Genomic DNA, 26,244 nt, shown 5'->3' with positions numbered 1-26,244 from the left:
GTAAGGGCTATGGCTAACTTCATCCGTAGTGATCTGGCGTTCGTTCTCGCGCAAATCCAGATCGCAGAGCAGCACGCGGCGGTGACAGGCTCGACCTTCAACGACGGGACGGCGGTCACCGATGCTGAACTGACCCTGGGCCGCACGAGCCTGCTCTCACTGATCAGCGGTTCGCCAAATCACACCTTTGGGCTGCGCACCGTCAGCGGCATCTTCAACAACCTGCTCAGTAACGCCCAGACGGACTTCGGTCAGGCGGACAATCCGTTCCCGCGGTTGACTCCGGCGGACTACAATCGCCAGGGCGTGGATTACACCCCGACGCCCAACCAACCCGGCGCCATCGTTCAGGACACCGCGCCGCGCACCATCTCCAATCTGCTGGTCGACATGACCAGCCGGAACCCGGCGGCGACGGAGGCCTATGAACTGGCGCTGGAGCAGGGGCTGGACGCGACGGCGACCGAGATCGAGCCGGGCGTCTTCCTGTACCACATCCCCAACCGTGCCCCGGATGAGGGGCTCTCTGCGCCCTTCAACTCATGGATGACCCTGTTCGGCCAGTTCTTCGATCATGGCCTGGACCTCGTCAACAAAGGCGGCAGCGGGACGGTCTTCGTTCCCCTCCAGCCCGACGATCCGCTGTTCGTCCCGGGATCGCCGACCAACTTCATGCTGCTGACGAGGGCCAACGTCAGCGGCGGGGAGGCGGTCAACGCCACCTCCCCGTTCGTTGATCAGAACCAGACCTACTCGTCGCACCCGTCGCACCAGGTCTTCCTGAGGGCCTACAGCTTCACCGGCCCGAACGGGTCGCCCGAGGCCACCGGCAAACTGATCCAGGGCGACAACGGCGGCATGGCCAACTGGGCCGACATCAAGGCCCAGGCCCTGCAGATGGGCATCGCGCTGGACGACTATGACGTCGCGGCGATCCCGTTGGTCCGCACCGACCTGTACGGCAACTTCATTCCGGGCGCGAACGGCTTCCCGCAACTGCTGATCAACGGGACCTGGCAGAGCGGCACCCCGGGCAATCCGCTGGACGCCACCGTGGCGACGAAAAGCGGGCATTCCTTCCTGCTCGACATCGCGCACGGGGCGAACCCGTTCAATGAACAGACAGGCCAGCCCCTTCCCGCCGGCCAGTATGACGCCGCGCTGCTGAATGCGCACTTCATCGCCGGCGACGGCCGCGTGAACGAGAACATCGGCCTGACGGCGGTGCACCACGTCTTCCACTCGGAGCACAACCGGCAGGTCGATTATTCCAAGGGGATCATCCTCGACTCCCTGGATGATCCGGACTTCACAGCGGCCGAACACCTGGCCTTCCTGAACGAGTGGCTGGATGTGCCGCTGTCGCTGGGGGCGTTCCAGGCGCTGAACCTGGCGAACCTCAATCCCGACAGCTTCGACTGGAATGGCGAGCGGCTGTTCCAGGCCGCGAAATTCGCCACCGAGATGCAATACCAGCACCTGGTGTTCGAGGACTTCGCACGGAAGATCCAGCCGCAGATCGACGTGTTCGTGGCGCCGGTCGGCTATGACGTCACGGTCGATCCGTCGATCGTCGCGGAGTTCGCCCACACGGTCTATCGCTTCGGTCACTCGATGTTGACGGAGACGATCGACCGCTACGATCCGAACTTCACGCCGGACCATATCGGCCTGATCCAGGCCTTCCTGAACCCTGTCGAGTTCGACTCCGGCGGCACGATCGACGCCGACGTCGCGGCCGGCGCGGTGATCCGCGGCATGACCCGTCAGGTCGCCAACGAGATCGACGAGTTCGTCACCGACGCGCTGCGCAACAGCCTGTTGGGCCTGCCGCTGGACCTTGCGGCGATCAACCTGGCGCGCGGCCGTGAGACCGGCGTCGCTTCGCTGAACGACGCGCGCAAGACGTTCTTTGGCATGACCGGCGACACCCAGCTAAGGCCCTACGACAGCTGGTACGACCTCGCGCTGAACCTCAAGCACGAGGCGTCGATCATCAACTTCCTCGCCGCCTACGGCACCCATACGTCGATCACGAGCGCGGTCAGCTATGAGGCCAAGCGCGACGCGGCGACGGCGATCGTGATGGGCGGTGCAGGCGCGCCGGCGGACGCGCTGGACTTCCTGAACAGCGAAGGGGCCTGGGCCAACGCCGGGACCGACAGCATCACCGGGCTGGACGACGTCGACCTCTGGATCGGCGGTCTGGCCGAGAAGATCATGCCCTTCGGCGGCATGCTGGGTTCGACCTTCAACTTCGTGTTCGAGACCCAGCTTGAGGCGCTGCAGAACGGCGACCGCTTCTACTACCTGGCGCGCACCGCCGGCATGAACTTCATCAATGAGCTGGAGCAGAACTCCTTCGCCAGCCTGATCATGTCGAATACGGACACAGAGCACCTGCCGATCGACGTGTTCTCGACGCCCACCTACATTCTGGAAGTCGATCGGCTGGACGTCGACGCCGACGGAAGCGCCCAGTTCAACGCCGGCCTCGGCAACCTCGACCCGACCCAGGCAGGCGCCACGCCGCTGGTCGACCGCAACCCCGGAGCCGGCAGCGCCGATCCCGGGCCCCTGGTCAGCTATCTGCGCTACAACGGCGGCGATCATGTCGTGCTGGGCGGCAGCGCCCTCAATGACACCCTGATCGCCAGCATCGGCGACGACACCATCTGGGGGGACGGCGGAAACGACCGGATCGAGGGTGGTCAGGGCAATGACAACATCGACGGCGGCGTCGGCAACGACATCATCACCGACTCCGGCGGCGACGACGTCATCAAGGGCAATACCGGCGACGACGTCATTCATGCCGGGCCCGGGCTGAACCTGATCATCGGCGGCGTCGGCAACGACTACATCATCACCGGCGAGGACTCGTCGGAGGTGTTCGGCGGCACCGGCAATGACTTCATCTTCGGCTCGACCTTCAACGAAGGGATGCAGGGCAACGAGGGTGACGACTGGATCGAGATCGGCACCCAGGACGGGGCGCCGGGCGATAATTTCGATCCCTTCGGCCGCGATACGATCGACGGCCATGACGTCTTCTTCGGCAACGGCGGCTTCGACGAATACGTCGCCGAGGGCGGCGACGACATCATGACGGGCAGCTTCGGCGTCAACCGGATGGAGGGCATGTCCGGCTTCGACTGGGCGGCCTACTACACCCTGCCGTCCGTGTACGCCGACCTGAACCTGCCGGCCTTCGACGAGACCCCGATCCCGCCGACGCCCAATACGGCCACCGACCGCTACGCCAACGTCGAGGGGCTGTCGGGCAGCGCGGGCAATGACGTGCTGTTCGGATCCGACGTCGCGGATCTGGCGGCCCAGGAAGTGGTCGGCGGCGTGCTGCAGTTCGTCGAGGGCGCGCGCGGCAGCGTGCTCAACGCGGCGGGCATCGCCCGCATCGCCGGACTGCAGGATGTCGTCGGCGTCGGCGTCACCTCGTTCTCGACCGGCAACATCATCCTTGGCGGCAGTGGCAGCGACGTCATCGAAGGGCGCGCCGGCAATGACATCCTCGACGGCGACCGTTACCTGAACTGCCGGATCGGGGTGTTCGATGCCCTGGGCGTCCAGATCGCGACCTTCGCCGGCATGAGCGGGGCGTTGAACGCGGCGATGATCGCCGGGACCTACAACCCGGGCCAATTGCGCATCGTGCGCGAGGTCCTCGTCGGCGGAGCCGTCGGCGATATCGACGTCGCCCGGTTCTCAGGGCTCCGGGAGGACTATGACGTCGTCAACAACGGCGACGGCAGCTACACCGTCATCCACGCTCGCGGCACTGCGGCAGACGGTACGGATGTCCTCAGGAACTTCGAGTTCATGCGGTTCTCCGACGGGCTGACGGGCACGGTCGACTTCGCCATGGGCGCGCTCGATACGGCCAGCGCCCACGCGGACGCCTTCTCGACCGGCGAGACCGGCACGCTGAACGGCAATGTGTTCGACAACAACGGGGGCGGCGCAGACGCGACGATCCCCGCGGGCAACATCCTGGCCGTGAACGCGCTGAACGGCTCGCTCGCCGCGGTCGGCGTGGCGACCGTGCTGGCCTCCGGGGCGACGGTGACGCTGAACACCAACGGCACCTTCTCGTACAACCCCGGCAACATCTTCCGCAGCCTGCCCGGACCGCTTTCGGGCGCGGCCAACTCAACCGCCACTGACAGCTTCAGCTACACCCTGTTCGGCGGCAATACGGCCACGGTGACCATCATCATCAACGGCCAGGACGGCAACGGAGACGTGCTGCAGGGCACGGCCGGGGCCGACAGTCTCTGGGGCGGCACGGGCAACGACACGCTGAACGGCCTGGCGGGGCTCGACACCGCGAACTACGCCCAGGCGGCCAGCGGCGTGAACGTCAGCCTCAACGCCAACCAGGCGTCGAATGACGGCAACGGCGGGGTCGACACCTTCAACAGCATCGAGAACGTCACCGGTTCGGCGTTCAACGACACCCTGGTCGGCAACGCCCTGGGCAACGTCCTGTCCGGCGGCCTGGGCGCCGACACCCTGGTCGGCGTGGGAGGAAATGACTCCCTGTCCGGGGGCACGGGCGCGGCCAACACCATGATCGGCGGGCTGGGAGACGACCATTATCTGGTCTCCGCCGCTGATACGGTCATCGAAGTGGCGGGCGAGGGCATCGACACGATCTCGACCACGCTGAACGCCTATACCCAGCGCAACAACGTCGAGCACCTGAGCTTCTCCGGAACCGGAAACTTCACCGGGACGGGCAACACCCTGAACAATGTGATCACCGGTGCGGCGGGAGCCGACGTCCTGGCGGGCCTGGCCGGCAATGACACGCTGATCGGCGGGGCTGGCATCGACACCGTCACCTATGCATCGGCGGCGTCGGCGGTGACGGCCAATCTGACGGGGCTGCGGGCCACGGTGGACGGCCATGGCGGCATCGACGTCTATGTCTCCATCGAGAACCTGATCGGTTCAGGCTTCGCCGACCTGCTGGTCGGCAATACCGGCGTCAACGTCATCAACGGCGGGCTCGAGCGCGACACCATCCTCGGCTACGCGGGCGATGATGTCCTTCACGGCGGTTCCGGCGTGTCCAACCAGCTGCAAGGCGGCCTGGGCGACGACCGCTACGTCCTGACAGCGGCCGGCGACACCATCGTCGAGCTGGCGGGGGAGGGCATCGACTCCGTCGAGAGCCTGTCGAGCTACCATGTGATGGCCGCCAACGTTGAGAACGCGACCTACACCGGCGTCGGCAACTTCACCGGCGTCGGCAATGCGATCGCCAACGTCCTGACCGGTGGCATCGGCAACGACATGCTGACCGGCGGCGGCGGCGACGACACGATCAACGGCGGGGCCGGCCAGGACACCGCCCAGATGGCGGGGCTGCTGGCCAACTACACCGTCGTCGCGGTGGCCGGCGGCTACCAGATCACGGACTCGACCGCCGGACGCGATGGCGTCGACACGTTGCTCGGCGTCGAGCAGGTCCGGTTCTTCAACGGCGTCGTGGCGCTTCTGTCCAACCTCGTCGCTGCGCCGGCGCCGCTCGTCAGCGCCAAGGCGGCGGCGCCGCAGGTGCTTCCGGCGGACGACTTCGTCCTGAAGAGCGTGGACCTGCCGCCCGTGCTGCCGGCCCTCGATTTCGACGCTGACCTCTCGGTGGCGGCGTCCGCCCGGCTGGCGCTGGCGTCGTTGCGCATGGACCACCACGCGCACTTCGACGGCGCAGACGGCCCCCTCGGCTCGATGCATCACCTGCTCGGGTTCAGGGACGACGGACGTATGGACGACTGGGCCTTCTGATCGGGAAGGGCGGGGTCAGGGTCACCCGAGGGTGCGCCGGGGGAGGGTGGAACCGGGACGAAATACGCTTTCATGGGGCATCGGACGTCCTCCTGCCCGAAAGTCATATGCCCGATCGAATTCGGCGGACCGTCAGGCGAAACCCGGAGCCCGGTCGCAGTGCTGAAGGAGGGAGCAGGGCGCGGCGGGGCGTCCGACCTACGTCGGCGCCCTCGTGGATCATGGGGCCGGACCTCAGGTGTTCCCCGGATGACCCTTGCCCCGCCGCCGGCCCTATTGAGGGCCAGACCCGCGGTCAGCACGAGGGAGGTCGCGCCAGACATGCAGTCCGCCCAGAAGATGTCGTTGCCGATGCTGACCGCGATGGTGGTCGGCTCGATGGTGGGGGCGGGGATATTCAACCTGCCCAGTCGCTTCGGCGCAGCCACCGGCCCGTTCGGCGCCCTGATCGCCTGGGGGATCGCCGGCACCGGCATGTACATGCTGGCGCGCGTCTTTCAGGCGCTGGCCGAGAAGAAGCCCGACATCGACTCCGGCGTCTTCGCCTACGCCAAGGCCGGGTTCGGCGACTATCCAGGCTTCCTGTCGGCGTTCGGCTACTGGCTGGGCAGTTGTCTCGGCAACGTCTTCTACTGGGTGCTGATCGGCTCGACCCTCGGGCGCTTCTTCCCCGACCTGTTCGGAGACGGCAGCACCATCGTCGCCATCATCGTGTCGCTGGTCGGCATCTGGGCCTTCCACTTCATGATCTTGCGCGGCGTCGAACAGGCGGCGTTCGTAAATCTGGTCGTCACCATCGCCAAGATCGTGCCGCTGGTCGTCGCCCTGATCGCGATGGTGGTCGTCTTCAACTGGGATCAGTTCTCGACCAATTTCTTCGGCGCCGCCGACATGCCCGAGAAGTCGCTGCTGCAGCAGGTGCGCGACACCATGCTGATCACGGTCTTCGTCTTCCTCGGCATTGAGGGGGCCAGCGTCTATTCGCGCTACGCCACCAAACGGTCCGACGTCGGCCGGGCGACCATCCTGGGCTTTGTCGGCGTCACCGGCCTGATGGTGGCGATCACCCTGCTGCCCTATGCGGCCCTGCCCCAGTCGACCATCGCCGGGCTGACCCAGCCCTCCCTGGCCAGCGTGCTTGAGGAGATCGTCGGGCATTGGGGCGCCGTGTTCATCTCGATCGGCGTGCTGGTCTCGGTGCTGGGCGCCTATCTCGCCTGGTCGCTGATTTGCGCCGAGGTGTTGTTCGCGGCCGCCAAGTCGCAGGACATGCCGAGGATTTTTGCCGCCGAGAATGGGCGGAAGGTGCCCGCCAATGCGCTTTGGCTGACCAACGTCGTCGTCTCGCTGTTCATCATCTCGACTTACTGGTCCGCCGACGCCTTCAACTTCATGCTGGATATGACCAGCGTCACGGCGCTGCTGCCCTACCTGCTGGTCGCGGGATACGGCGTGCTGATCGCCCGGCGCGGCGAGGGCTACGAAACCACGCCGAAGGAACGGCTGCGCGACCAGATCTTCGCCTGGATCGCCGTCCTCTACACCCTGTTCATGTTCGCCGCCGCGGGCATCAAATACGTGGTCCTGCTGGCGGTGCTGCTGGCCCCCGGAACGATCCTCTACGTCTGGGCGCGGCGGGAGCAGAAGGCCCGGCTGTTCAACCCGCGTGAGCTCGTCATCTTCGCCGTCACCATCGTCGCAGCCCTGGTCGGGGTCTACGGCCTGCTGAGCGGCCGCATCACACCCTGACTGAAAGGCACAAGACGATGGCGACCGACACGGCCTTTGGCGTTCATTCCGAAGTCGGCCAGCTGCGCAAGGTCATGGTCTGCGCGCCCGGCCGCGCCCACCAGCGGCTGACGCCCAGCAACTGCGACGACCTGCTGTTCGACGATGTGCTGTGGGTCGACAACGCCAAGCGCGACCACTTCGACTTCATGACCAAGATGCGCGATCGCGGCGTCGAGGTCGTCGAGATGCACAACCTGTTGGCCGAGACGGTGGCGATCCCGGAGGCGAAGGCCTGGATCCTCGACCACCAGGTGGCGCCCAATCAGATCGGCCTCGGCCTGCTCAATGAGGTCCGCTCCTATCTCGACGGCCTTTCGAACCGCGAGCTGGCGGAGACGCTGATCGGCGGCCTGTCGACCTTCGAGTTTCCGGAGGACATCGGCGGCGAGCAGCTGGCGCTGATCCGCGACGCAGCGGGGGTCAACGAGTACCTGCTGCCGCCGCTGCCCAACACGCTCTACACGCGCGACACGACCTGCTGGATCTACGGCGGCGTGACGCTGAACTCGCTGTACTGGCCGGCGCGGCACGAGGAGACGATCCTCACGACCGCGATCTACAAATTCCACCCGGACTTCGCCGGCAAGGTGAACGTCTGGTGGGGCGATCCGACCAGGGACTGGGGGCTGGCGACGCTTGAGGGCGGCGACGTCATGCCCATCGGCAAGGGCAATGTCCTGATCGGGATGAGCGAGCGGACGTCGCGCCAGGCCATCAGCCAGGTGGCCGCCGCCCTGTTCGAAAAGGGCGGGGCCGAACGGGTCATCGTCGCCGCCATGCCGAAGCTGCGGGCGGCCATGCACCTGGACACCGTCTTCACTTTCGCCGATCGCGACTGCGTGCTGCTGTACCCGGACATCGTCAACAGCGTGGAGGCCTTCTCCTACCGGCCGGACGGCAAGGGCGGAGTGGAGCTGCACAAGGACAAGGGAAGCTTCGTCGATACCGTCCGGGACGCCCTGGGCCTGAAGAAGATGCGGGTCGTGGAGACGGGCGGCAACGACTACATGCGCGAGCGCACCCAGTGGGACAGCGGGGCCAATCTTGTCTGCGCCTCGCCCGGGGTGGTCTTCGCCTACGACCGCAACACCTACACCAACACCCTGCTGCGCAAGGAAGGCATCGAGGTGATCACGATCACCGGGGCCGAGCTCGGGCGTGGCCGGGGCGGCGGGCATTGCATGACCTGTCCCATCATCCGCGACGCGGTGGACTTCTAGGCGGCGGCATGCGCGCAGCGGGCCTCCTGGTCGGCGTCGTTTTGCTGGCGGGTCCGCTCGCGGGCGAAGCGCGGGCGCAGGACCAGGATCCCGATCCGTCGGCCCGCTATGACATCGACGACATCCTGGGCCGCCTGCCGCACGACCCCGACGAGTTGCCGACGCAGGAAGAGGCAAGGGGAAGGGCGATCACCTTCGAGTTTTCGCTGGACGGGACGTACACGACCAACGCCGCCACCAGCCGGTTCGACACGATCGACGCGGTCTATGTGACGCCGGCGTTCGGGATCAATGTGACGCCCGTGACCTGGGGCGGTTGGGATATCGGCGGCGGTGCGCAGATCGACGCCGACTACTACGCCGGCGGCCATGACGACGATTTCGGCGAAGGGCGGCTGGAGGGGTTCGTGTTCGCGCAGCATGCGCTGGGCCCCGGTCAGTTCACGGCCGAGTTCATCCTGCTGGGCATCTTCGGCAACGACTTCTCGGATCAGGACCTGACGCTCCGGATCAGCGACCTCACCTACTCCGTGAGCGGCGAACATCTGAACGTCGAGATTTCTGCAGAGTACCAGGACTCCGACATCGCCGAACTGCGCCGGAGCCGATGGACAGCGACGGCGAGCCACGTCCTGTCGGAGCCGATCTGGGGGCACGAGGTGACCATCGAGGGCGACCTGGCCGTCTCCGACTTCACCAGCGGAGCCAGCAGCGGACGCAACGACGCGACGGCGGGCGTGGTGCTGATCGCGCAGAGGTCGCTGGGGCGCGGCTGGGACCTTGAGTGGGAAGGCGCCTTCATCAACCGCTTTTCGAACCGTGAAGCGTCGCGGTTCACCGCATTGGAGTTGGGAGTCGAGCTGACGAGACAGTTCTGAACCGGGCCGCGGCGGGGCGCGCCTCAGGAGGGAGACCCATGGCCGGCCTGAACGGATCGACCGACGAGAAGCTTTCACTGCGGGCGCTGACGGCGCTGGTGGTCGGCTCGATGATCGGGTCCGGCATCTTCGCCCTGCCGGCCACCTTTGCGCGGGCGACGGGCGGCTTCGGCGCGATGATCGCCTGGGCGATCGCCGGGACGGGCATGCTGATGCTGGCCTTCGTCTTCCAGACGCTGGCGAAGCGAAGGCCCGATCTGGATTCCGGCATCTTCGCCTACGCGAGGGCGGGGTTCGGTCCCTACCTGGGGTTCGTTGCGGCGGCGGGGTACTGGATCGGCGCGTGCTTTGCGGACACGGCCTGTCTGATCCTGATCAAGTCGACCCTGGGTCAGTTCTTCCCGATCTTCGGCGACGGCACGACGCTCGTCTCCATCCTGTCGGCCTCGGTGCTGGTGTGGGGCTGTCACTATCTGGTGCTGCGCGGGGTGAAGAGCGCGGCGGCGCTGAACGCCGTCGCGACCTATGCCAAGATCATCCCTATCGGCCTGTTCCTGTTCGTCATGGTGACCGGCTTCCAGGCCGACATCTTCGCCTTCAACTTCTGGGGCGGCGAGGTCCCGAGCCTGGGGACGCTGGCCGGCCAGGTGCGGGCCACCATGCTGGTGACGGTGTTCGTCTTTGTCGGCATCGAGGGGGCGAGCGTCTATTCCCGCTACGCCAAGCGGCGCGAGGACGTCGGCATAGCCACCGTGCTGGGCTTCCTCGGCGTGCTGAGCCTGCTGGTCCTCGTCACCATGCTGTCCTACGGGGTCATGCTGCGACCCGACCTGCAGGCGCTGGCGACCCCGTCGATGGCCGGCGTGATGGCCCATGTGGTGGGCCCGTGGGGCGGGGTGCTGGTCAGCGTCGGGCTGCTGATCTCGGTGCTGGGAAACTACCTGTCGTGGTCGTTGCTGGCGGCCGAGGTGGTGCACTCGGCGGCGCGCGAGGGCAGCATGCCGTCCTTCCTGGCGAAGGAGAATGCGGCCGGCGCTCCGGCGGGCGCCCTGTGGCTGACCAACCTGATCATCCAGCTGTTCCTGATCGTGTCGTGGTTCGCCGAGGAGGCGTTCCTGATGGCGCTGAAGATGACGGGGGTGATGACCCTCGTGCCCTATCTGCTGGTCGCGGCCTACGGCGTGCAGCTGGCCTGGACGCGCAAGGGCTATGTCGAGGAACCCGCCGGCCGGAACCGCGATCTGGTCTGCGCCGTGGTGGCGACCCTGTACGCCTGTCTGATGATCATCGCCGGCGGGTCGAAGTATCTGGTGCTGTCGGCGCTGCTCTATCTCCCCAGCACCCTGCTGTTCGTCATGGCCATGCGCGAGCAGAAGCAGCGGGTGTTCAAGCCCGGAGATGCGGTGGTGTTCGGCCTGGTCGTCGTTGCGGCGGCAGTGGGCGTCTACGGGCTGGCGTCGGGCGTGATCACCATCTGACGGCGGTCAGCGCGGAATGATCGCTCCGGGATACCGGATGACCCGCCGGGCCAGGGCGTGGCCGGCCCGGACGGCGGACGGGGCGTCCTGCCGGCTGAGCCGCGCATGCAGATAGCCGGCGTTGAAACTGTCGCCCGCGCCGGTGGTGTCGACGGGGTCGACCGGGGCGGTGGCTATGTGATGCAGGCCGCTGTCGTCCGCCAGCAGGGCGCCGTCGGGGCCGAGTTTGACGACGACCTCCCGCGCGCCGTGGCTCCGCCAACGTTCGGCGGTCGCTTCGGGCGTGGCGTCGCCATGCAGGGCAGCCTCGTCCTCGAAGGTCGGCAGGGCGACGGTGACAAGCGGGGCGAAGTCCGCGATCACGCGGCGGGCTTCGTCCGCCGAGGCCCAGTTGCGCGGACGGTAGTTGGGGTCGAAGGCGACGTCGCCGCCGCGGTCGCGGACCGTTCTGGCGACGGCCTGTAGCTGCGCGCGATCCGCGTCGTCGAACAGGGAGAGGGAGATGCCTGACACGTACAGCAGGTCGGCCTCGGCCATGGCCGCCAGCGCCTGTTCCGATCCCGGCAGCCTGAAGAAGTTCCGCGCTGCACTGGTTTCGCGCCAGTACGAGAAGGTCCGTTCGCCGGCCGCGCCCGTGCGGATCGCATAGAGGCCGGGAAGACGGTGCGGATCGGTCAGGACCAGATCCAGATCGACGCCTTCCTCTGCCCAGGCGGCCTTCATTTCCTGCGACCAGACGTCGGCGCCGAGAGCGGTGGCGTAGCGGACTTTAACGCCGAGCCGGGCGAGGTAGAGGGCGGTGTTGAACGTGTCGCCGCCGAACCGCAGCTTCGCCTCGCCGTCCGCCGAGCGCGACAGCTCCAGCATGCATTCGCCGAAGGAGACGATCTTCACTGTCCGCAATCCTGACTGTCGGGCTGGAAGATGGATACGTCGATCGCTTCGGCCATGCGGCGGTAGCCCTCGTCATTGGGATGCAGGCGGTCGTCGCGGTGCGTGCCCGCCGACATGGCTGCCGGACTGGCAGGATCCCTGACGGCCGCATCAAAGTCGATGACGGCGTCGAAGGCGCCGCTGTCGCGGATGAAGCGGTTCAGCGCCTGACGAGCCGTCTCGGAGCGTTCGTCGAACCGTTCGGAACCGGCGAAGGGCGTGACGGTGCCGCCGATGACCTTGATCCCGTGCAGGTGCAGGCGGTCGATGATCTGCCGATAGCCTGCAATGACCTCTTCGGCGCTGCGGCCGGGCTGGGCGGGATCGCCGTTGTGGCGAATGTCGTTGATGCCCTCCAGCAGGATCACATGGGTCAGGCCGGGCAGGCTGAGCACGTCGCGGTCCAGTCGCGCCATGGCGTTGGGGCTGCGGCCGTCCTGGACGACGCGGTTGCCGCTAATGCCGGCATTGACCACCACGAAGCCAGCCGGGCAGACGGCGTCCAGCCGTCGGGCCAGAACGGACGGCCAGTCGGCGTCGGCCCCCAGGGTCGCGGTGGCGCCTTCGGTGATGGAATCGCCCAGAGCCGCGACGACGGCGGGCGGATGATCGTTTGCGGCGAACACAGCCGAGATGAAGTTCTGACGCCGCTGAACCTTGAGGTCATCTGTGACGGGCGCGTCGCCATCGCCGATGCGGACGGCGGAGCGGCGGACAACGCCCCGCGTGGCCTCAGGCAGAAAAACACTGACCGACACCTGTCCGAAACGGGGGACGCTGACCGGGACCGGATCGCTGAGGAGGGCGACGCCCGGCGGCAGGATGACATCCGTCATGCCCGAGAAGGTGACGGGCAGGGCGGAGCCCTCGCCGCCCGTCAGGCGCAGGAAGACCGAGGCGACATGCAGGGGCTCGGTTCCCAGTTCGTTGCTGAGGCGAAGCCGGACCGCCTCGGCCGCCGTTCCCAGACGGATATCCTGGCGCACTGTCTGGTTCAGGTAGCCGAGCGGAGCCTCGGGCGTCCCGTCAAAGCGGGCCGGGGCCGCCGAGGCGGTCCATGCCGGCGTCCAGGTCACGGGTGGCGTCTGGGCGAAGGCGCCGCCGGCCGCCGCGGTCGCGAGAAGCGCGATCGCGGCCGCGCACAGCAAATCCTTCGCCCGACGGGTCACGAAAAGAACAGGCCCCCGTTGATGTCCAGGTTCACGCCGTTGAGGAAGGCGGCGTCTTCGGACACGAGGAAGGCCACGGTGGCGGCGACCTCTTCAGCGCGGCCCTCGCGACGCAGCGGCGTGGCGGCGGCGACCGCCTTGCGCACTTCGTACTTCGTGAAGGTGTCGTGGAAGGTCGTGCTGATCATGCCGGGGCAAAGGGCGTTCACGCGGATGCCTTGCGGGCCGAGCTCCTTGGCCATCGAGCGGGTGAAGGTCATCAGCGCGCCCTTGGAGGTCGCGTAGATCGAAGCGCCCGGTCCGCCGCCGTCACGACCGGCCAGCGACGAGAAGTTCACGATCGCGCCGCCCATCTTCATCGACGGGACCACCGCGCGGGTCATCAGATAGGCCGAGCGCAGGTTCAGGTTCATGACCTGGTCGAAGAAGGCCTCGTCGATCTCGGCCAGCGGACGGCGCTGGACCATGCCCCCGGCCAGATTGACCAGGATATCGACGCGCGGCCCGAAGGCGGCGTGCGCGGCGGCGACGAGGCTGTCGGCCCCGGCGCCGGTCGAGACATCGGCGCGATGCAGGATGGCTTGCGCGCCGACGGCCTGGACCGCCTTCAGCGTCTCCGTGGCGCTGGCTTCGTCATTGGCGAAGTTGATCACCAGGCTCGCGCCCTCGGCGGCGAGTTTCAGAGACACCGCACGGCCGATATCGCGGCCGCCGCCGGTGACGATGGCGACCTTGTCGTTCAAACGCATCAGAAGTCCTTTTGGGGGGTATCAGAGTGGAGTGGGGCCACCGGCGCGATACGGCCGGTGATGAACCACAGGGAAAGAAGCGACAGCGGCACCAGCGCCGCCACCAGGATGAAGATCGGGCCGTACGAGACCTTGGTCATGGCCGGGACCAGCCAGGTGGTGATCAGGGTGCCCGCCACCGCGGCCATGCCGCCGACGCCGGCCAGAGAGCCGACCGAACGGCCGTCGAACAGGTCGCCGGGGATGGTCTGGATGTTGCCGATGGCGACCTGGAAGCCGAACAGGACGCCGGCGATGACCAGAACGGCGATGGTCGGATCGGTGATGTTGGGCGCGATCAGCAGGCAGGGCATCATGACCAGACCGCCGAGGGTGATCGACGCCTTGCGCGCCGTGTCGACCGAACGGCCCGACTTGATCAGCCAGCCCGACAGCCAGCCGCCGAACAGGCTGCCGATCATGGCGCCGACGTAGGGCACCCAGGCGAAGATGCCGATCTGCTTGATGTCGAAGCCGAAGGTCTCGGCCAGGTAGATCGGCAGCCACGAGACGAACAGCCACCAGATCGGATCGAGGAAGAAGCGCGTCAGAATCACGCCCCAGCTCTGGCGGTGGGTCAGCAGCTGACGCACCGTCGGAACATAGGCCGGAGCGAGCGGCGCCTCGGTCGGCTGGGCGGCGGGCTTGTCGAGGATCAGGGCGCGCTCGGCGGCGCTGACCCACGGATGCTTGTCCGGACCGGCGCGGTAGATGATCAGCCACGGCAGCACCCAGACGAAGCCGAGGGCGCCGATCAGCAGGAAGGTGCCCTTCCAGCCCAGCGACAGGAACAGCAGCGCGATCAGCGGAGCCGAGATGATGGCGCCGATCGAGGCACCGGCGTTGAAGATGCCCTGGGCGAAGGCGCGCTCACGCGCCGGGAACCACTCGGCGTTGGCCTTGACCGCGCCCGGCCATGCGCCCGCCTCGCTGATGCCCAGCATGGCGCGGAAGACGCCGAACGAGGCGATAGAGCTGGCTACGGCGTGCAGGGCGATCGAGACCGACCACACCCCGATCGACAAGGCAAAGCCCAGCCTCACGCCGATGGCGTCGAACAGCTTGCCGAAGGCGAACTGCCCCATGGCGTAGAAGACCATGAATATGGTGACGAGGAGGGCGTAGTCCTCCTTGGTCGCGCCGATCTCGGGCGCAATCTCTGGCCACATCACCGCGAGGGCGTTGCGGTCGATGTAGTTGATCACCGTCGCCACGGCGATCATGGCGACGATGACCCATCTCATGCCGGTCTTCATTTGCCGTCTCCGTCGCGGTCGAAGCGGGCGTAGCCGCCGGTCCATTGCCAGGTCTGTCCATCGGCGCGCACGGTGTGCGAGCGGCCGGGCGACACATCGTCGGCGACGCCCAGCGCCAGCGTTTTGCCGGACGCCAGGGTCACGATCACCACTTCGGCGTCATCGCCGCGCACGCGGGTGATGTCGCGGATGCGGCTGGTCGAGCCGGTGACCGTTTCGGCGCGGCTGTCGTATGCGCCGTGGGGCTCGAGCACTGCGTAGAAGCTGGCGTCGGCCTGACCGTCCATGCGCCGGATCAGCATCTGTTCGCGGCGCAGGTTGAAGTTCGGATCGTTCGCTCCGCTTTCGACCAGCAGCGCGCGGGTCGGGGCGGAGGCGCCGAAGCGATAGGTGTAGAACCGGCCGTCCAGAAGCCAGGTCAGGCTCCGGGTCTCGACGCCCGGGTCCGATTGCGCGTCGACCCACAGGTGCTGGTAGCCGGCGCGGTCGCCGAGGACCGGACGCTCCGTCAGCGCGTGTCGCGCCTCGAAGCCCTGGGTGATGATCTGACCGTTGAAGCGCAGCGGCAGGTCGTAGAGGGCGGGCGCCGATCCGTCCGCGCGCATCAGGTCGATGGCGATCGGGTAGGCGAGATCGGGATGCTCGATCAGGGCCAGGATCCGGACCATCGACACGCCTGCGTAGGCCGTATCGATGCGGGCCGAGGCGATCTGCAGGCCGTCAGCGACCTGGAACAGCAGCGGTGTCGTCGTGTGTTCCTCGCCCACGCGCCAGTCGCCGCCGAACTGGCTCTGGCCGTTCACGACGAGAGTGTTGTGGGCGACCGTCTGCTGGGCCCAGCTGTCGTTTTCGTCCAGATAGCCGCCGCCGTTCTTGGCTTCGACGTTGAGGAAGCGCGCCGCTCCGTAGTCGGTGATGACGGCGTTGCCGTTATCGTAGAACAGCCAGTTCAACCGGTCGAAATGGCCGTGGCCCTGACCCTGCTGGGTGTTCTTCATGACCAGAAGCTGGCCGGTCTCGCCGCCCTGGCGGAGCAGGACCAGATTGCCGCTGTCGCCGCTCGGGCCGTCGCGCAGCTGCATCGAGCGGAAGTCGAACGGCTGAACCTGACCTTCGACAAGGCCGCGGGCGATGGCCAGGCCGTCCGGGCTCAGGAGGGTGCGGCCCTGGCGTTGGGCGACCGATAGCAGACGTGGATCGTTGGTCTGGGCGTAGGCGATGGCGACGCCCGTGACGATCTCCTCGCTGTCGATGCCCTTTTCCGGAAGCGCGTCGTTCACCGGAACGATCAGACCCTCGTAGGACGCCTGGACGACGCCCTCGACGGCCTTGATCAACACGCCGTCGCGGTAGGCGAAGATGCCACGTTCGGGTTCGTTCTGCTGGATGGCGCGGGCGAAGATGACGAACGGCGCCAGGGCGTAGCGCTGATAGTAGGGGCCCTCGGCATAGTAGCCGTCGGGCGAGAACAGTTCGTCGATCTGGCGCATGAAACCCGCCTTGCCGTCGTGAGCCGTGCCCCGCAGCGCGCGGTCGACCAATTCGGGATCGCGCAGGACATAGCCGGTCATGCCGACGCCGGCGGTCGCCCAGGTCGCGTGGTTGTGGATGCGGTCGAAGTAGGGGGCGTTCTCTTCCGACAGGAAGCGCGCCATTCGGCGGAAGACGTTCTCGTCGATGGTGCGACGGTCCTCAGCGCTCAGGGTGTCGCGGATCGCGTCGTAGCCCTGGGATGCGTAGACCAGCCAGACCGAGTCATTCAGCGCCTGCCAGAACAGCCGTCCCTTGACCGACGAGCGGCCGGCGGGGTGAGCGCCCAAGGTCGGGTACAGCTCGGCGTATTCCAGCAGCATGTCGCGGGCGAAGTCGGCGTAGCGGCGCTCGCCGGTGATCCGGTACAGGGCGCCCGCGCCGGCGAGGGCCTTGTAGTTGCGCTTGTGCTGCTCGTGGGTGGCGCCGCCGCCCAGGTCGCGGGGGACGGGCACGTCGACGCCCGCGCGCATGGCGGCGTCGACCTCTGCCTGGATACGCGCGCGCTCCTCGCTGAACATCGGATAGCGATCGCCGGCCTCGGCCATGTCGCGCCAGGCTTCGGCGGACACCAGGACGGGGGAGGCGTCGTCGACCGGGCGAACGGCCTGGGCGGAGGCGGGCGCGCTGGCCAGCAGAAGCGGCGCCTGGGCGCAGCTGGCTGCGATCAGGAGGGTGAGGAGGGGGCGCTTCATTGAGCGGCCTCAACCGAAGGCGTGTTGGTGACGAGGGCAGGGGTCCCGTTGAGCGTGTTGCCGCTCCAGATCAGGACCGGCTCTCCGACCTTGCGGAAGAAGGTCACCGGCGCGCTGTCGAGGAAGGTGTTGCCCGACAGCTCCGCGCGCTGGACGCCGTAGAGTTTGACGGAGGCGGGCGCGTCGCCGCTGCGGCCGACCCGCTCCAGCGTGGAGCCGGTCAGCACCAGGCGGGGACCGAAGGTGCTTTCGTCGGTTCCGCCGCGATAGAGGTCGATCATCGGGCCGCCGATGTCGCGAAAGGTCGAGCCGGTGATCTCAATGACTTCGGCGTTGTACGTGCCCAGATCCTCGGTCTCGGTGTGCGCGGCGATGACCGAGCCGGTGGCGCCGTCCACGGTGACGCCGGTAAGGGCGATGCGCTCGGCCAGGGTGTCCGGTCCGGCGGAGAAGACGTTGAAGGCGCGGTTGATCTTGAGATCGACGAACGCGGTGTTGGAGATCAGCAGCTGGTAGTCCGCGGCGCCGTTGCCGGCGCGGATCACGGCGTTGCCGGCTTCGTCGGGGCTGGCGGCGCCGGAGATGGTCAGGCGGTCCAGCTTCAGCGAGCCGCCTCGGTCGATCTCGAACAGGGCGGGACGGGAGAACTGGATGCGGGCTTCGCCCTCGGCCGGTCCTTCGACGGTCATGGCGCGATCGAGGCCGATCACCTGGTTGACGACGTAGACGCCGGGCGAGAGCACCAGGCGATCACCGGCGTTGGCTGCGGCGATGGCGGTCGTCAGGGTGTCCTCGCCGGGCGCGACCGTCCGCTGGGCGCCGCTGTCGAGGGCGGCGTTGGCCGCACCCTTGGGGTACCAGCTGACGCCGACGGCGCTGCGGGAGACGAAGGCGAGATCGCGCCGGGCGCCGACGCCGTCGAGGCCTTGCGGAGCCATCAGGCTGCCCCGGCCCCGCGCCATGGCGACGGTCTGCCCTTCGAAGCCGGCGAGCGCCGTTGAGGGCGACTGGATGTTGCCGGCGAAGGTCACGGCGGACATGTCGCCCAGCACGCGGAAGGGATCGCTGCCGTCACGGTTGACGATCAGGTTGTTGGCGATGCGGGTCGAGATCGGCGGGGCGGACCGCTCTGCGTCCATGCCGGCGCCGAGGAAAATCTGGCCGGCGTCGACGATGGTGTTGTTCTCGATGACCGTGTCCTGGACCTGGACGTAGCGGTTCAGCGGAGAGTTCGGCACGCCGTACATGACGGTCAGGGCGCTGGCGAAGCCTTCGCCGCGCAGGCCTTCCATGTAGTTGTTACGCACGATCTGGCGGCGGTTGATGACCCGGATGCCGCCGGTGTTGGGCACGCCGTTGCCGATGAAGACGTTGTCTTCGACCAGGTTGCCGTCGCCATGGCGGAGCACCAGGGCGCCGCGCGATTCGAAGAAGACGTTGCCGCGATAGATGTTGGCGCCCGACTTGTTCGAGACGATCTCGACCTCGCCGTCGCAGTGCTCGAACCAGTTGGCCGTCACCGTCGTGAACGAGTCGGACGCGGAGTCGTGGCTGGTGCCGATGCGGATGGTCTCGCCGCCGTTGGAGCCCAGGTTGGGCCGGCGACCGAAGTAGTTGTGGTCGATCAGGTGCCGGTTCTCGAGGCCCTGCACCTCGTCACGGACGACCACCAGCGTGGTCCCGGCGTTGGTCTTGCCGGCCAGGTGGTTGTGATCGAAGCGGTTGTGGTGGCCGTACAGGGCGACCCAGTTGTCGGAATCAGCACGCTGTGGCTTGGAGAAGCCGTCGATGACGACGCCGGTGACGCGGCTGTAGTTGGCCCGCCGCGCGCGGGTCTCGCGGAAGGAGATGACTTCCCCGGTCGGCGACCAGCCGTCCCGGAAGACGAGGTTCGAGACGACCAGATTCTCGCCCGCCATGCGCAGGTTGGATTGTCCGGTCAGGATGACAGCGCCCGGCGTCTGGGCCGTGAGGGTGATGGGGCGGTCCCGCTGACCTTCACCCGTGAACAGGATCTGGAAATCCCGCCATTCACCGTCGGCCAGCAGGATCCGGTCGCCGGGTCGCGCGGTTCGTACGGCCGCAGCGTATTCGGCCTGGGTGCTGACCAGGGTGTCGGCGGCGTACGCCGAAGCGGCCGGTGTCAGAACGGCGGCAGTCGCAACCAGTGCGACGACCGCGCCTGTAAGGCGCGTGAACATGGCTCCTCCCTCGGGTCTTCGACCTCTCCAGCCGAAGCTAGCAGACCGGACTAAGCCGTCAACCGATTGGCTAGGCCAAAAACAGAGAATTGGACAGGCGATCCAGCGCGTATCGCTGGTATTGGGCCTGTCGGATCGGATTTGCCGCGCGAAGGTGTGGCTAGATGGCCAGCGGATGTGGGGTTCGCCTGACCAGTTTGGCTGCCAGCTTCAATGAATTGGTTGACAGGTCTGGCCGGATTGGTGAACGGTTCCGGTAAGTCCGGTCAAAACGGACACGGGAGGATAGAATGCGGCATCAAGCGGGGGCTCTGCGTCCCATCCAGCGCGCGGCGCTGAAAACGATTCTGTTGGGCAGCATCGCCCTGCCGCTGTACGCGGCTCCGGTTATGGCGCAGGAAGCGCCGCAGGACACCGCTCCGGCGGAAGACGCGACCCAGATCGATGAGATCGTGGTCACCGGCATCCGCGGCTCGATCCAGACGTCGATCCAACGCAAGCGCGACGAGACGGTCGTGGCCGACGTTCTGTCTTCCGAGGACATCGGCGACCTGCCGGCGCTGTCGATCGGCGAAGCGATCGAAACCATCACCGGCGCCTCGACCCACCGCGAAAAGGGCGGCGCGTCCGAAATCTCGATTCGCGGCCTCGGGCCGTTCCTGGGCGCTGCGACCTTCAATGGCCGCGAAGCGACCAACGGCAGCGGCGACCGCTCGGTCAACTTCAACCAGTTCCCGTCGGAACTGATCAACACGGTCGCGATCTACAAGACGCAGCGTGCCGACTTCATCGAAGGCGGCGTGTCCGGCATCGTCAACATGGAGACGGTGCAACCGCTTGACTTCCGACGCCGCCGCATTCTGCTGGAAGGCCGGGCCCTCTACGCCGGCTACGACGACCGTCTGCACGACCAGTCCGGCATCGGCTGGCGCGGCACCGCCAGCTACATCGACCAGTTCGATCTCGGCGACGCCGGACGTCTCGGCATTTCGGTGGGTGTTCAGAGCCTTGAGGGCAGCAACCCCGAAGAGCTGTTCACCAGCAGCTCGACCTGGGTGGCCTGTAATGGAACCCAGACGGTTTCCACGACCGCAAACTGTTCCCAGGTGACGCCGGCCCAGGTCGCCGGGGGCACGCCGTACTATCTGACGGCGGGCAGCCGCACCTATCGCCAGTTCACCGAGCACGATCAGCGGGATTCGGTTTTCGCGGCGGTGCAGTGGCAGCCGACGGACAGCCTGGAGATCGCGGTCGACTATCAGAACTCGCGCCGCACCTACACCGAGGAGCGCAATGATCTGAACTTCTCGGAGACGATGCGCGGAGCCAACAACCGCGTCGTCACCGACGACGGTGTTCTGATGGCCTACACCGGCAACAGCACCATCGAATCCACGCCCACCTTCCGTATCCGCGACGAGCAGTACGAAGGCGGCGGCGTGAAGCTGGAGTGGCAGCCGTTCGAAGCGCTGACGCTGTCGACCGACGTTTCCTATTCGAGCACCTTCCGCAGCGAGATGGATCGCCAGGTGCGCCTGCGTTCCAACGCGACCGACATCAACGGCGCCCCGGTGGCCGGGGTGATCAACGGCCAGCGCGTCGCCTACACCTTCGATACGCGCGGCAACGACATTCCCGCGATCGTGGTCAATCCGCTCTACGACCTGAACGACTGGGACAACTTCAGCGCGGCCGCCCGGGCGCGTCGGGACGAGTCGGTCCGTGACAACGAGATCATCGCCGCCCGCTTCGACGGCGCCTATGCGGTCGAGAACAGCTTCCTGACCTCGGTCAACGCCGGCCTGCGGTTCTCGGAGCTGACCTACAAGGACAACGACGACCGCGTTGAGATCAACGTGACGACCGCCGCGGCGATCCGGGACGCGAACCTGGCCTGCCGTCGCGGCTTCGGCCAGGACGACTTCCTGTCGTCCGCGCAGGGCAACACGATCACCAGCTGGGCCACTTTCGACGCCCGCTGCCTGTTCGAGGCGATCACCGGCCAGGAAGACACGGGCCCCAACGCCGACCGTCGCGCCATCGGCAACCGGGACGTCACCGAGAACACCTCGGCCGCCTATGTGATGGGCGACTTCGACACCATGCTGTTCGGTCTGCCGGTGACCGGCAACGTCGGCCTTCGCTATGTGAAGACCGATGTCAGCTCGGTCGGCCTGCGCGGCGGTTTCGACATCGTCACCAACCCCGACAGCACCATCCGTCTGGTCTCGAACGGCACGTTCGAAACCCAGACGATCGAGTCGAGTTCGGAAGCCTGGTTGCCGAGCCTGAACGCGAACTTCGAGGTTCGCGACGATATGCAACTGCGTGTCGGCCTGTTCCGCGCCATGTCGCGTCCGGATCCGGCAGCACTCGGCGCCGGCCGTACGCTGAACCTTGAAGCGGGCACGTCCTTCGCCACGGTGGAAGACGCGATCGCCAGCATCACGGCCAACGGCAATCCGCGCGCCGAACCGCTGATGTCGTGGAACGCCGACCTGTCGCTGGAATGGTATCCGAACGCGGATTCGATCGTCAGCGCCGCGGTCTACTACAAGCAGTTCAACGGCGGCTTCATGCCGGTGGTGATCGACGAGACCTTCGTCATCGACGGCCAGACCGTGACGGTTCCGGTGATCCAGGATTCGGCGACGGACGAGGACAGCGAGCTGCTCGGCTTCGAACTGACGGCGGCGCATCGCTTCTCGAACCTGCCGGCGCCGTTCGACGGTCTGGGCTTCAAGGCCAGCTACAACTACGCCGACACGGACTACGAAACCCACGACCTGCGTCTGGGCGACCAGCTCGACCCGATCACCGGCGTCGTGACGCCCGGGATCGTCGATCCGGCCGGCATCTTCGGTCTGTCGAACCACGTCTTCTCGGGATCGCTCTATTGGGAGATCGGCCCGTTCGAAGTTCAGAGCATCTACAAATATCGCACTGAATATTATCAGAAGTTCGTTGGGGCTCCGTCGCAGAACCGCTATATCCGCGACACCGGCGTGTGGGACTTCCGCGCGTCGTACCAGATGACCGACAACCTCTCGTTCATGCTGGAAGCCTCCAACCTGAACGACGAGCCGCGCATCCACGACATGCCTATTTCGGGCAGCGTGCGCGAGTACAACGCCTACGGTCCCCGGTACTATCTCGGGGCGCGGTATCGCTTCTGATCCGATTGACGGGCCCGGGCGCTTGCCTGGGCCCGTTCCGCTCGGTCTACTGCGGTTCTGCGGAAAGGATCTGCCTCTACGATGTCCGAGACTCGCCTCTACCAGTCGATCGCCACCGAGATACGGGCGCTGATCGAGTCGGGCGATTTCCCGCCGGGCTCACGACTGCCCGGCGAACGGGACCTGGCCGAGCGCTTCAACGTCAGCCGGGTCACGATCCGCGAGGCCGAAATCGCGCTTGAGGCGCAGGGCTGGATCATCATCAAGACCGGATCCGGCGTCTATGTTCAGGCGCGCCCGGCGGCGCCCGCAGGCGGCCTTCCGGACGTGTCGGCCTTCGACCTGACCGCCGCCCGCGCGGTGATCGAGGCCGAGGCCGCAGCCCTGGCCTCTGCGAACATCACGGATGCCGAGATCGCCGAGCTGGAAGAACTGATCGTCGCCATGACCAATCCGCAGTCGACGGACCAGTCGGCCGCCGAGGCGGACCAGAAATTCCACCTCGCGATCGCCCGCATCTCGGGCAACCCGGTGGTCGAGCATTGCGTCCAGCTGATCTGGCGCATGCGCAACGAGCTGCCGCGGGTCCGCGAGGTCTACGCCCGGGTCTGTCACCACGATTGGGACGCCCGCACGGACGAGCATTCGATCATCCTGAACGCCCTGCGCAACCGCGACCCGCAGGCGTCGCGCGCGGCGATGCGCGACCATTTCCATCGCCTGTTCGAGGAAATGCTCGAGGCCACGGAATCCGAGGCCCTGGCCGAAGTCCGGCGGCGCACCGAACACGACCGCGAGCGCTTCCTGGCGACGACGCGGATCTGAAGGCGAAACGGCGGACCAGGCGTCCGCCGTTCCTGTTCTGCTATCAGTCCTCGATCGGCGCCGCGCCGGCTTCTGCGAAGCCCGTTCCTGCGAGACGGCGAAGCGCGGCAGCGTATTTCTGCGTGTCCAGGTAAGGGTGCAGGCTGACGATCTTGCCCCAGCGAAGCCGGATCACGTGGACGCCGTCATTGACGTAGGACGCGTCGCCGTCCGCCATGATCGCATAATCGCGCCATTCGATGATCGCCGTGGTGTCCCACGGCATGCCGCTGGACGCGATGTGCTTGATCCTGAAGCTCAGCTGCGGATGGACGCTGTACAGACGGGTGAACCAGGCGCGCAGGCCGCGCTTGGTGTGCCGGGTTCCACCCAGGGCATGGTCTCCCGGGAAGATGTGTTCGAACCGGTCGGCCATGCCGCTGAGGGCGGTCTCCCAGTCGCCGCGGCTGAGGCCTTCGAAGATCTTGCGGACCTGGTGACGAACGATGGCGTGATACATGACGGAACTCCCTGACAAGTGTTGACGGTGACAACATGGGATCGAAGTTGACGATGTCAACATTGGCTGTCAGAGGTTTCCTATGGTCAGTGAGAAAGTCCGCTCCACCTATCACCACGGTGACGCCCGCAACGCCCTGCTGAAAGCGGCGGGCGAGTTGCTGGAGCAGGCCGGCGCCGCGGGCCTGTCGCTGCGGCAGGTGGCTGAACGCGCCGGTCTCTCCCGGCAGGCGCCGTACAACCACTTCGCCGACAAGTCCGCGCTGCTCGCGGAACTGATCGTGCACGGGTTCGACCAGTTGCGGCGCGCGATGGAGTCGTCGGAGCGGGACGGGACCAACGCTCAGGACCGGCTCCGCCTGGCGGGTCTGGCCTACATCCGGTTCGCACAGTCGTCGCCCGCGCTGTTCCGGCTGATGTTCGCTAGCGAGCTGGTCGACCCCGCCAGCCATCCGCAGGTGCAGGCGGGGCAGGGCGCGGCGCTCGCCGTCGTCACCGGGATCGTTGCGGCCATGGCGGATACGGCGGACGCCGCCGACCTGACCCTCGCGGCCTGGGCCTTGGTGCACGGCTATGCGGTGCTCTGTAACGAAGCGGGGCTGGAAGCGCCGGATCGCGGCGAGGAGCGCGCCGCCTTGTTCGCGCGGATCATCGCGGCGGCCGCGGCGTCCTGACCGCCAGCTCCTGAAATCAGACGGTGGCCGTAAGGCGATGACGAGCGGGCGGCGTCCTTCCCACGCAAGCCCTGTTTCGGGGGCCAACACGGGAACACCAGAGTATGCGTATCTTCATTCTCGCCGCCGCGGCTGCGGGTCTCATGGCGACGCCGGCCGCCGCGCAGAGCCATGACGGAACGGGCCTCTACGGCTCGATCGGTTACGGTCAGATCGATGGTGACAGCTACGAGTTCGGGACGATCACGACTCGCCTGGGCGCGAAATTCACCCGCTTCGTCGGGATCGAGGGCGAAGCCTCCTTCGGCCTGACCGAAGAGGAGTTCGACGTTTCGATCGGCGGCAATTCCGGCACGATCGAACACAAGTACGACGCCGCCGCCTATGCGGTCGGCTACCTGCCGGTCGGCGACAGCTTCGAGGTCTTCGCCCGGGTCGGCTACGGCGTCAGCGAAGTCGAATCCTCGGAGGCCAGCGTCGGGGTGACGCAGGATGGCGAAAGCCTGAACTACGGCGTCGGCGCCAACTACTTCCTGACGAGCTACGACGGCTTCCGCGCCGACTGGACCCGCCGTGAATTCAGCGACAACGGCGGCGAAGCCGACGTCATGTCGTTGAGCTACATCCGGCGGTTCTGATCCAGGAATGAAGGGCGCGCTCCGTGGCGGGGGGGCGCCCTTCGGCCGGCGATGACGATCACAGGAAGCATTCCCCGGACGGTCTGCGGCGTCGGTGCTTGCCACCAGCGGCGTCGTTCAGTGTATAGCGCGCCGATGAATCGTCCGCCGTCCCCCCAGGCCGACGGTCTCGAGGCTGTTTTCCTCGAGATGCGACCGGCGCTTGTCCGCCGCGCGCGGGCCATGGGCGCGGGCGAAGACGCGGATGATGTGATCCAGGACGTTTGGATCCGGCTGCGTTCGACGGATGCGCCGATCGGGAATCCGCAGGCCTATCTGTTCCGCATGGTCTACACGGCGGTGCTGGATCGCCGGCGCGGGCTGCGACGGGCGGCTGCGCGGGACGGGGCGTGGAACGCCTCTGCCAGTCCGCCTGAAGAGGGCCAATCGACGCCGGCGGACGCGGAGCGGAGCCTGATCGCCCGTGAGGCGCTGGCGGCCGTGGAAGCCCGACTGCAGGCCCTCGGCGACCCGGGGGCCATGATCTTCCGTCGTCACCGCATCGGCGGAGAAACCCAGCGGCGCATCGCCGAGGACCTGGGCATGGGGCTGAGCACCGTGGAGAAGCATTTGCGCCGTGCGTACGCCGCCATACTGGGTCTGGAGGACAAGGATGAGGCATAAGCCCGCCCGCGGCGTCCTGGAGT

17 protein-coding genes are annotated in these 26,244 nt (G+C 66.9%); 10 read left to right on the top strand and 7 right to left on the bottom strand.

The window, feature by feature from the left end; all coding sequences use genetic code 11:
- The first annotated feature begins 9 nt into the window (after positions 1–9).
- The 5 genes from GGR12_RS12425 (at position 10) to GGR12_RS12405 (ending at position 11,175) form a co-directional block, all read left to right on the top strand.
- Positions 10–5,808: a peroxidase family protein gene (locus GGR12_RS12425; protein WP_183204697.1), complete on the top strand. Its 5,799-nt coding sequence runs from the start codon at positions 10–12 to the stop codon at positions 5,806–5,808.
- Between the two features lie 321 nt (positions 5,809–6,129).
- Positions 6,130–7,557 (top strand): basic amino acid/polyamine antiporter, encoded by a 1,428-nt coding sequence (locus GGR12_RS12420; protein WP_183204696.1) that lies wholly within the window; start codon positions 6,130–6,132, stop codon positions 7,555–7,557.
- Positions 7,558–7,574: 17 nt separating this feature from the next.
- Positions 7,575–8,819 (top strand): arginine deiminase, encoded by a 1,245-nt coding sequence (gene arcA / locus GGR12_RS12415; RefSeq protein WP_183204695.1) that lies wholly within the window; start codon positions 7,575–7,577, stop codon positions 8,817–8,819.
- Between the two features lie 8 nt (positions 8,820–8,827).
- Positions 8,828–9,697 (top strand): hypothetical protein, encoded by an 870-nt coding sequence (locus tag GGR12_RS12410; RefSeq protein ID WP_183204694.1) that lies wholly within the window; start codon positions 8,828–8,830, stop codon positions 9,695–9,697.
- A 38-nt stretch (positions 9,698–9,735) separates the two neighbouring features.
- Positions 9,736–11,175: a basic amino acid/polyamine antiporter gene (locus tag GGR12_RS12405; RefSeq protein WP_183204693.1), complete on the top strand. Its 1,440-nt coding sequence runs from the start codon at positions 9,736–9,738 to the stop codon at positions 11,173–11,175.
- Positions 11,176–11,181: 6 nt separating this feature from the next.
- On the opposite strand, the gene GGR12_RS12400 is transcribed toward GGR12_RS12405, so the two are convergent.
- The 6 genes from GGR12_RS12400 to GGR12_RS12375 are packed head-to-tail and all read right to left on the bottom strand — an operon-like array spanning position 11,182 to position 19,747.
- Positions 11,182–12,069: a PfkB family carbohydrate kinase gene (locus tag GGR12_RS12400; RefSeq protein ID WP_183204692.1), complete on the bottom strand. Its 888-nt coding sequence runs from the start codon at positions 12,067–12,069 to the stop codon at positions 11,182–11,184.
- Complete coding sequence (locus GGR12_RS12395) at positions 12,066–13,277, bottom strand: SGNH/GDSL hydrolase family protein (protein ID WP_221212323.1); 1,212 nt, start codon at positions 13,275–13,277, stop codon at positions 12,066–12,068. Before GGR12_RS12395 ends, GGR12_RS12400 begins: the two co-directional genes overlap by 4 nt.
- The gene (locus GGR12_RS12390) at positions 13,274–14,026 is read right to left on the bottom strand and encodes an SDR family NAD(P)-dependent oxidoreductase (protein ID WP_183204691.1); all 753 of its coding nucleotides are present in this window, start codon (positions 14,024–14,026) and stop codon (positions 13,274–13,276) included. Before GGR12_RS12390 ends, GGR12_RS12395 begins: the two co-directional genes overlap by 4 nt.
- Positions 14,026–15,309, bottom strand: coding sequence for an MFS transporter (locus GGR12_RS12385; RefSeq protein WP_246328863.1), 1,284 nt, complete (start codon positions 15,307–15,309; stop codon positions 14,026–14,028). The genes GGR12_RS12390 and GGR12_RS12385 overlap by 1 nt, the downstream gene beginning before the upstream one ends.
- A gap of 8 nt (positions 15,310–15,317) precedes the next feature.
- The gene (locus GGR12_RS12380) at positions 15,318–17,546 is read right to left on the bottom strand and encodes a heparinase II/III domain-containing protein (protein WP_183204689.1); all 2,229 of its coding nucleotides are present in this window, start codon (positions 17,544–17,546) and stop codon (positions 15,318–15,320) included.
- On the bottom strand, positions 17,543–19,747 hold the full coding sequence (locus GGR12_RS12375) for a polysaccharide lyase 6 family protein (protein ID WP_183204688.1): 2,205 nt from the start codon (positions 19,745–19,747) through the stop codon (positions 17,543–17,545). The genes GGR12_RS12380 and GGR12_RS12375 overlap by 4 nt, the downstream gene beginning before the upstream one ends.
- Before the next feature lie 290 nt (positions 19,748–20,037).
- Here GGR12_RS12375 and GGR12_RS12370 point away from each other — a divergent pair, with 290 nt between their 5' ends.
- Both GGR12_RS12370 and GGR12_RS12365 read left to right on the top strand, forming a co-directional pair.
- Entirely contained in the window at positions 20,038–22,923 is a 2,886-nt protein-coding gene (locus GGR12_RS12370; RefSeq protein ID WP_183204687.1) for a TonB-dependent receptor, read from the top strand.
- 81 nt (positions 22,924–23,004) lie between these two features.
- Entirely contained in the window at positions 23,005–23,748 is a 744-nt protein-coding gene (locus GGR12_RS12365) for a FadR/GntR family transcriptional regulator (protein WP_183204686.1), read from the top strand.
- 43 nt (positions 23,749–23,791) lie between these two features.
- Here the strand turns inward: GGR12_RS12365 and GGR12_RS12360 are convergent, their stop codons facing one another.
- Positions 23,792–24,247 (bottom strand): nuclear transport factor 2 family protein, encoded by a 456-nt coding sequence (locus GGR12_RS12360; RefSeq protein ID WP_183204685.1) that lies wholly within the window; start codon positions 24,245–24,247, stop codon positions 23,792–23,794.
- 82 nt (positions 24,248–24,329) lie between these two features.
- Here GGR12_RS12360 and GGR12_RS12355 point away from each other — a divergent pair, with 82 nt between their 5' ends.
- The 3 genes from GGR12_RS12355 (at position 24,330) to GGR12_RS12345 (ending at position 26,221) form a co-directional block, all read left to right on the top strand.
- A complete protein-coding gene (locus GGR12_RS12355) occupies positions 24,330–24,920 on the top strand; it encodes a TetR/AcrR family transcriptional regulator (protein ID WP_183204684.1) in 591 nt (196 codons plus the stop codon).
- A 104-nt stretch (positions 24,921–25,024) separates the two neighbouring features.
- Positions 25,025–25,558, top strand: coding sequence for a porin family protein (locus GGR12_RS12350; RefSeq protein ID WP_183204683.1), 534 nt, complete (start codon positions 25,025–25,027; stop codon positions 25,556–25,558).
- Between the two features lie 135 nt (positions 25,559–25,693).
- Positions 25,694–26,221: an RNA polymerase sigma factor gene (locus GGR12_RS12345; protein WP_183204682.1), complete on the top strand. Its 528-nt coding sequence runs from the start codon at positions 25,694–25,696 to the stop codon at positions 26,219–26,221.
- Positions 26,222–26,244 lie beyond the last annotated feature (23 nt).

The organism is Brevundimonas lenta (genome assembly GCF_014196335.1).
GTDB classification, from domain to species: domain Bacteria; phylum Pseudomonadota; class Alphaproteobacteria; order Caulobacterales; family Caulobacteraceae; genus Brevundimonas; species Brevundimonas lenta.
This window is presented reverse-complemented; position numbering and strand designations above follow the sequence as displayed.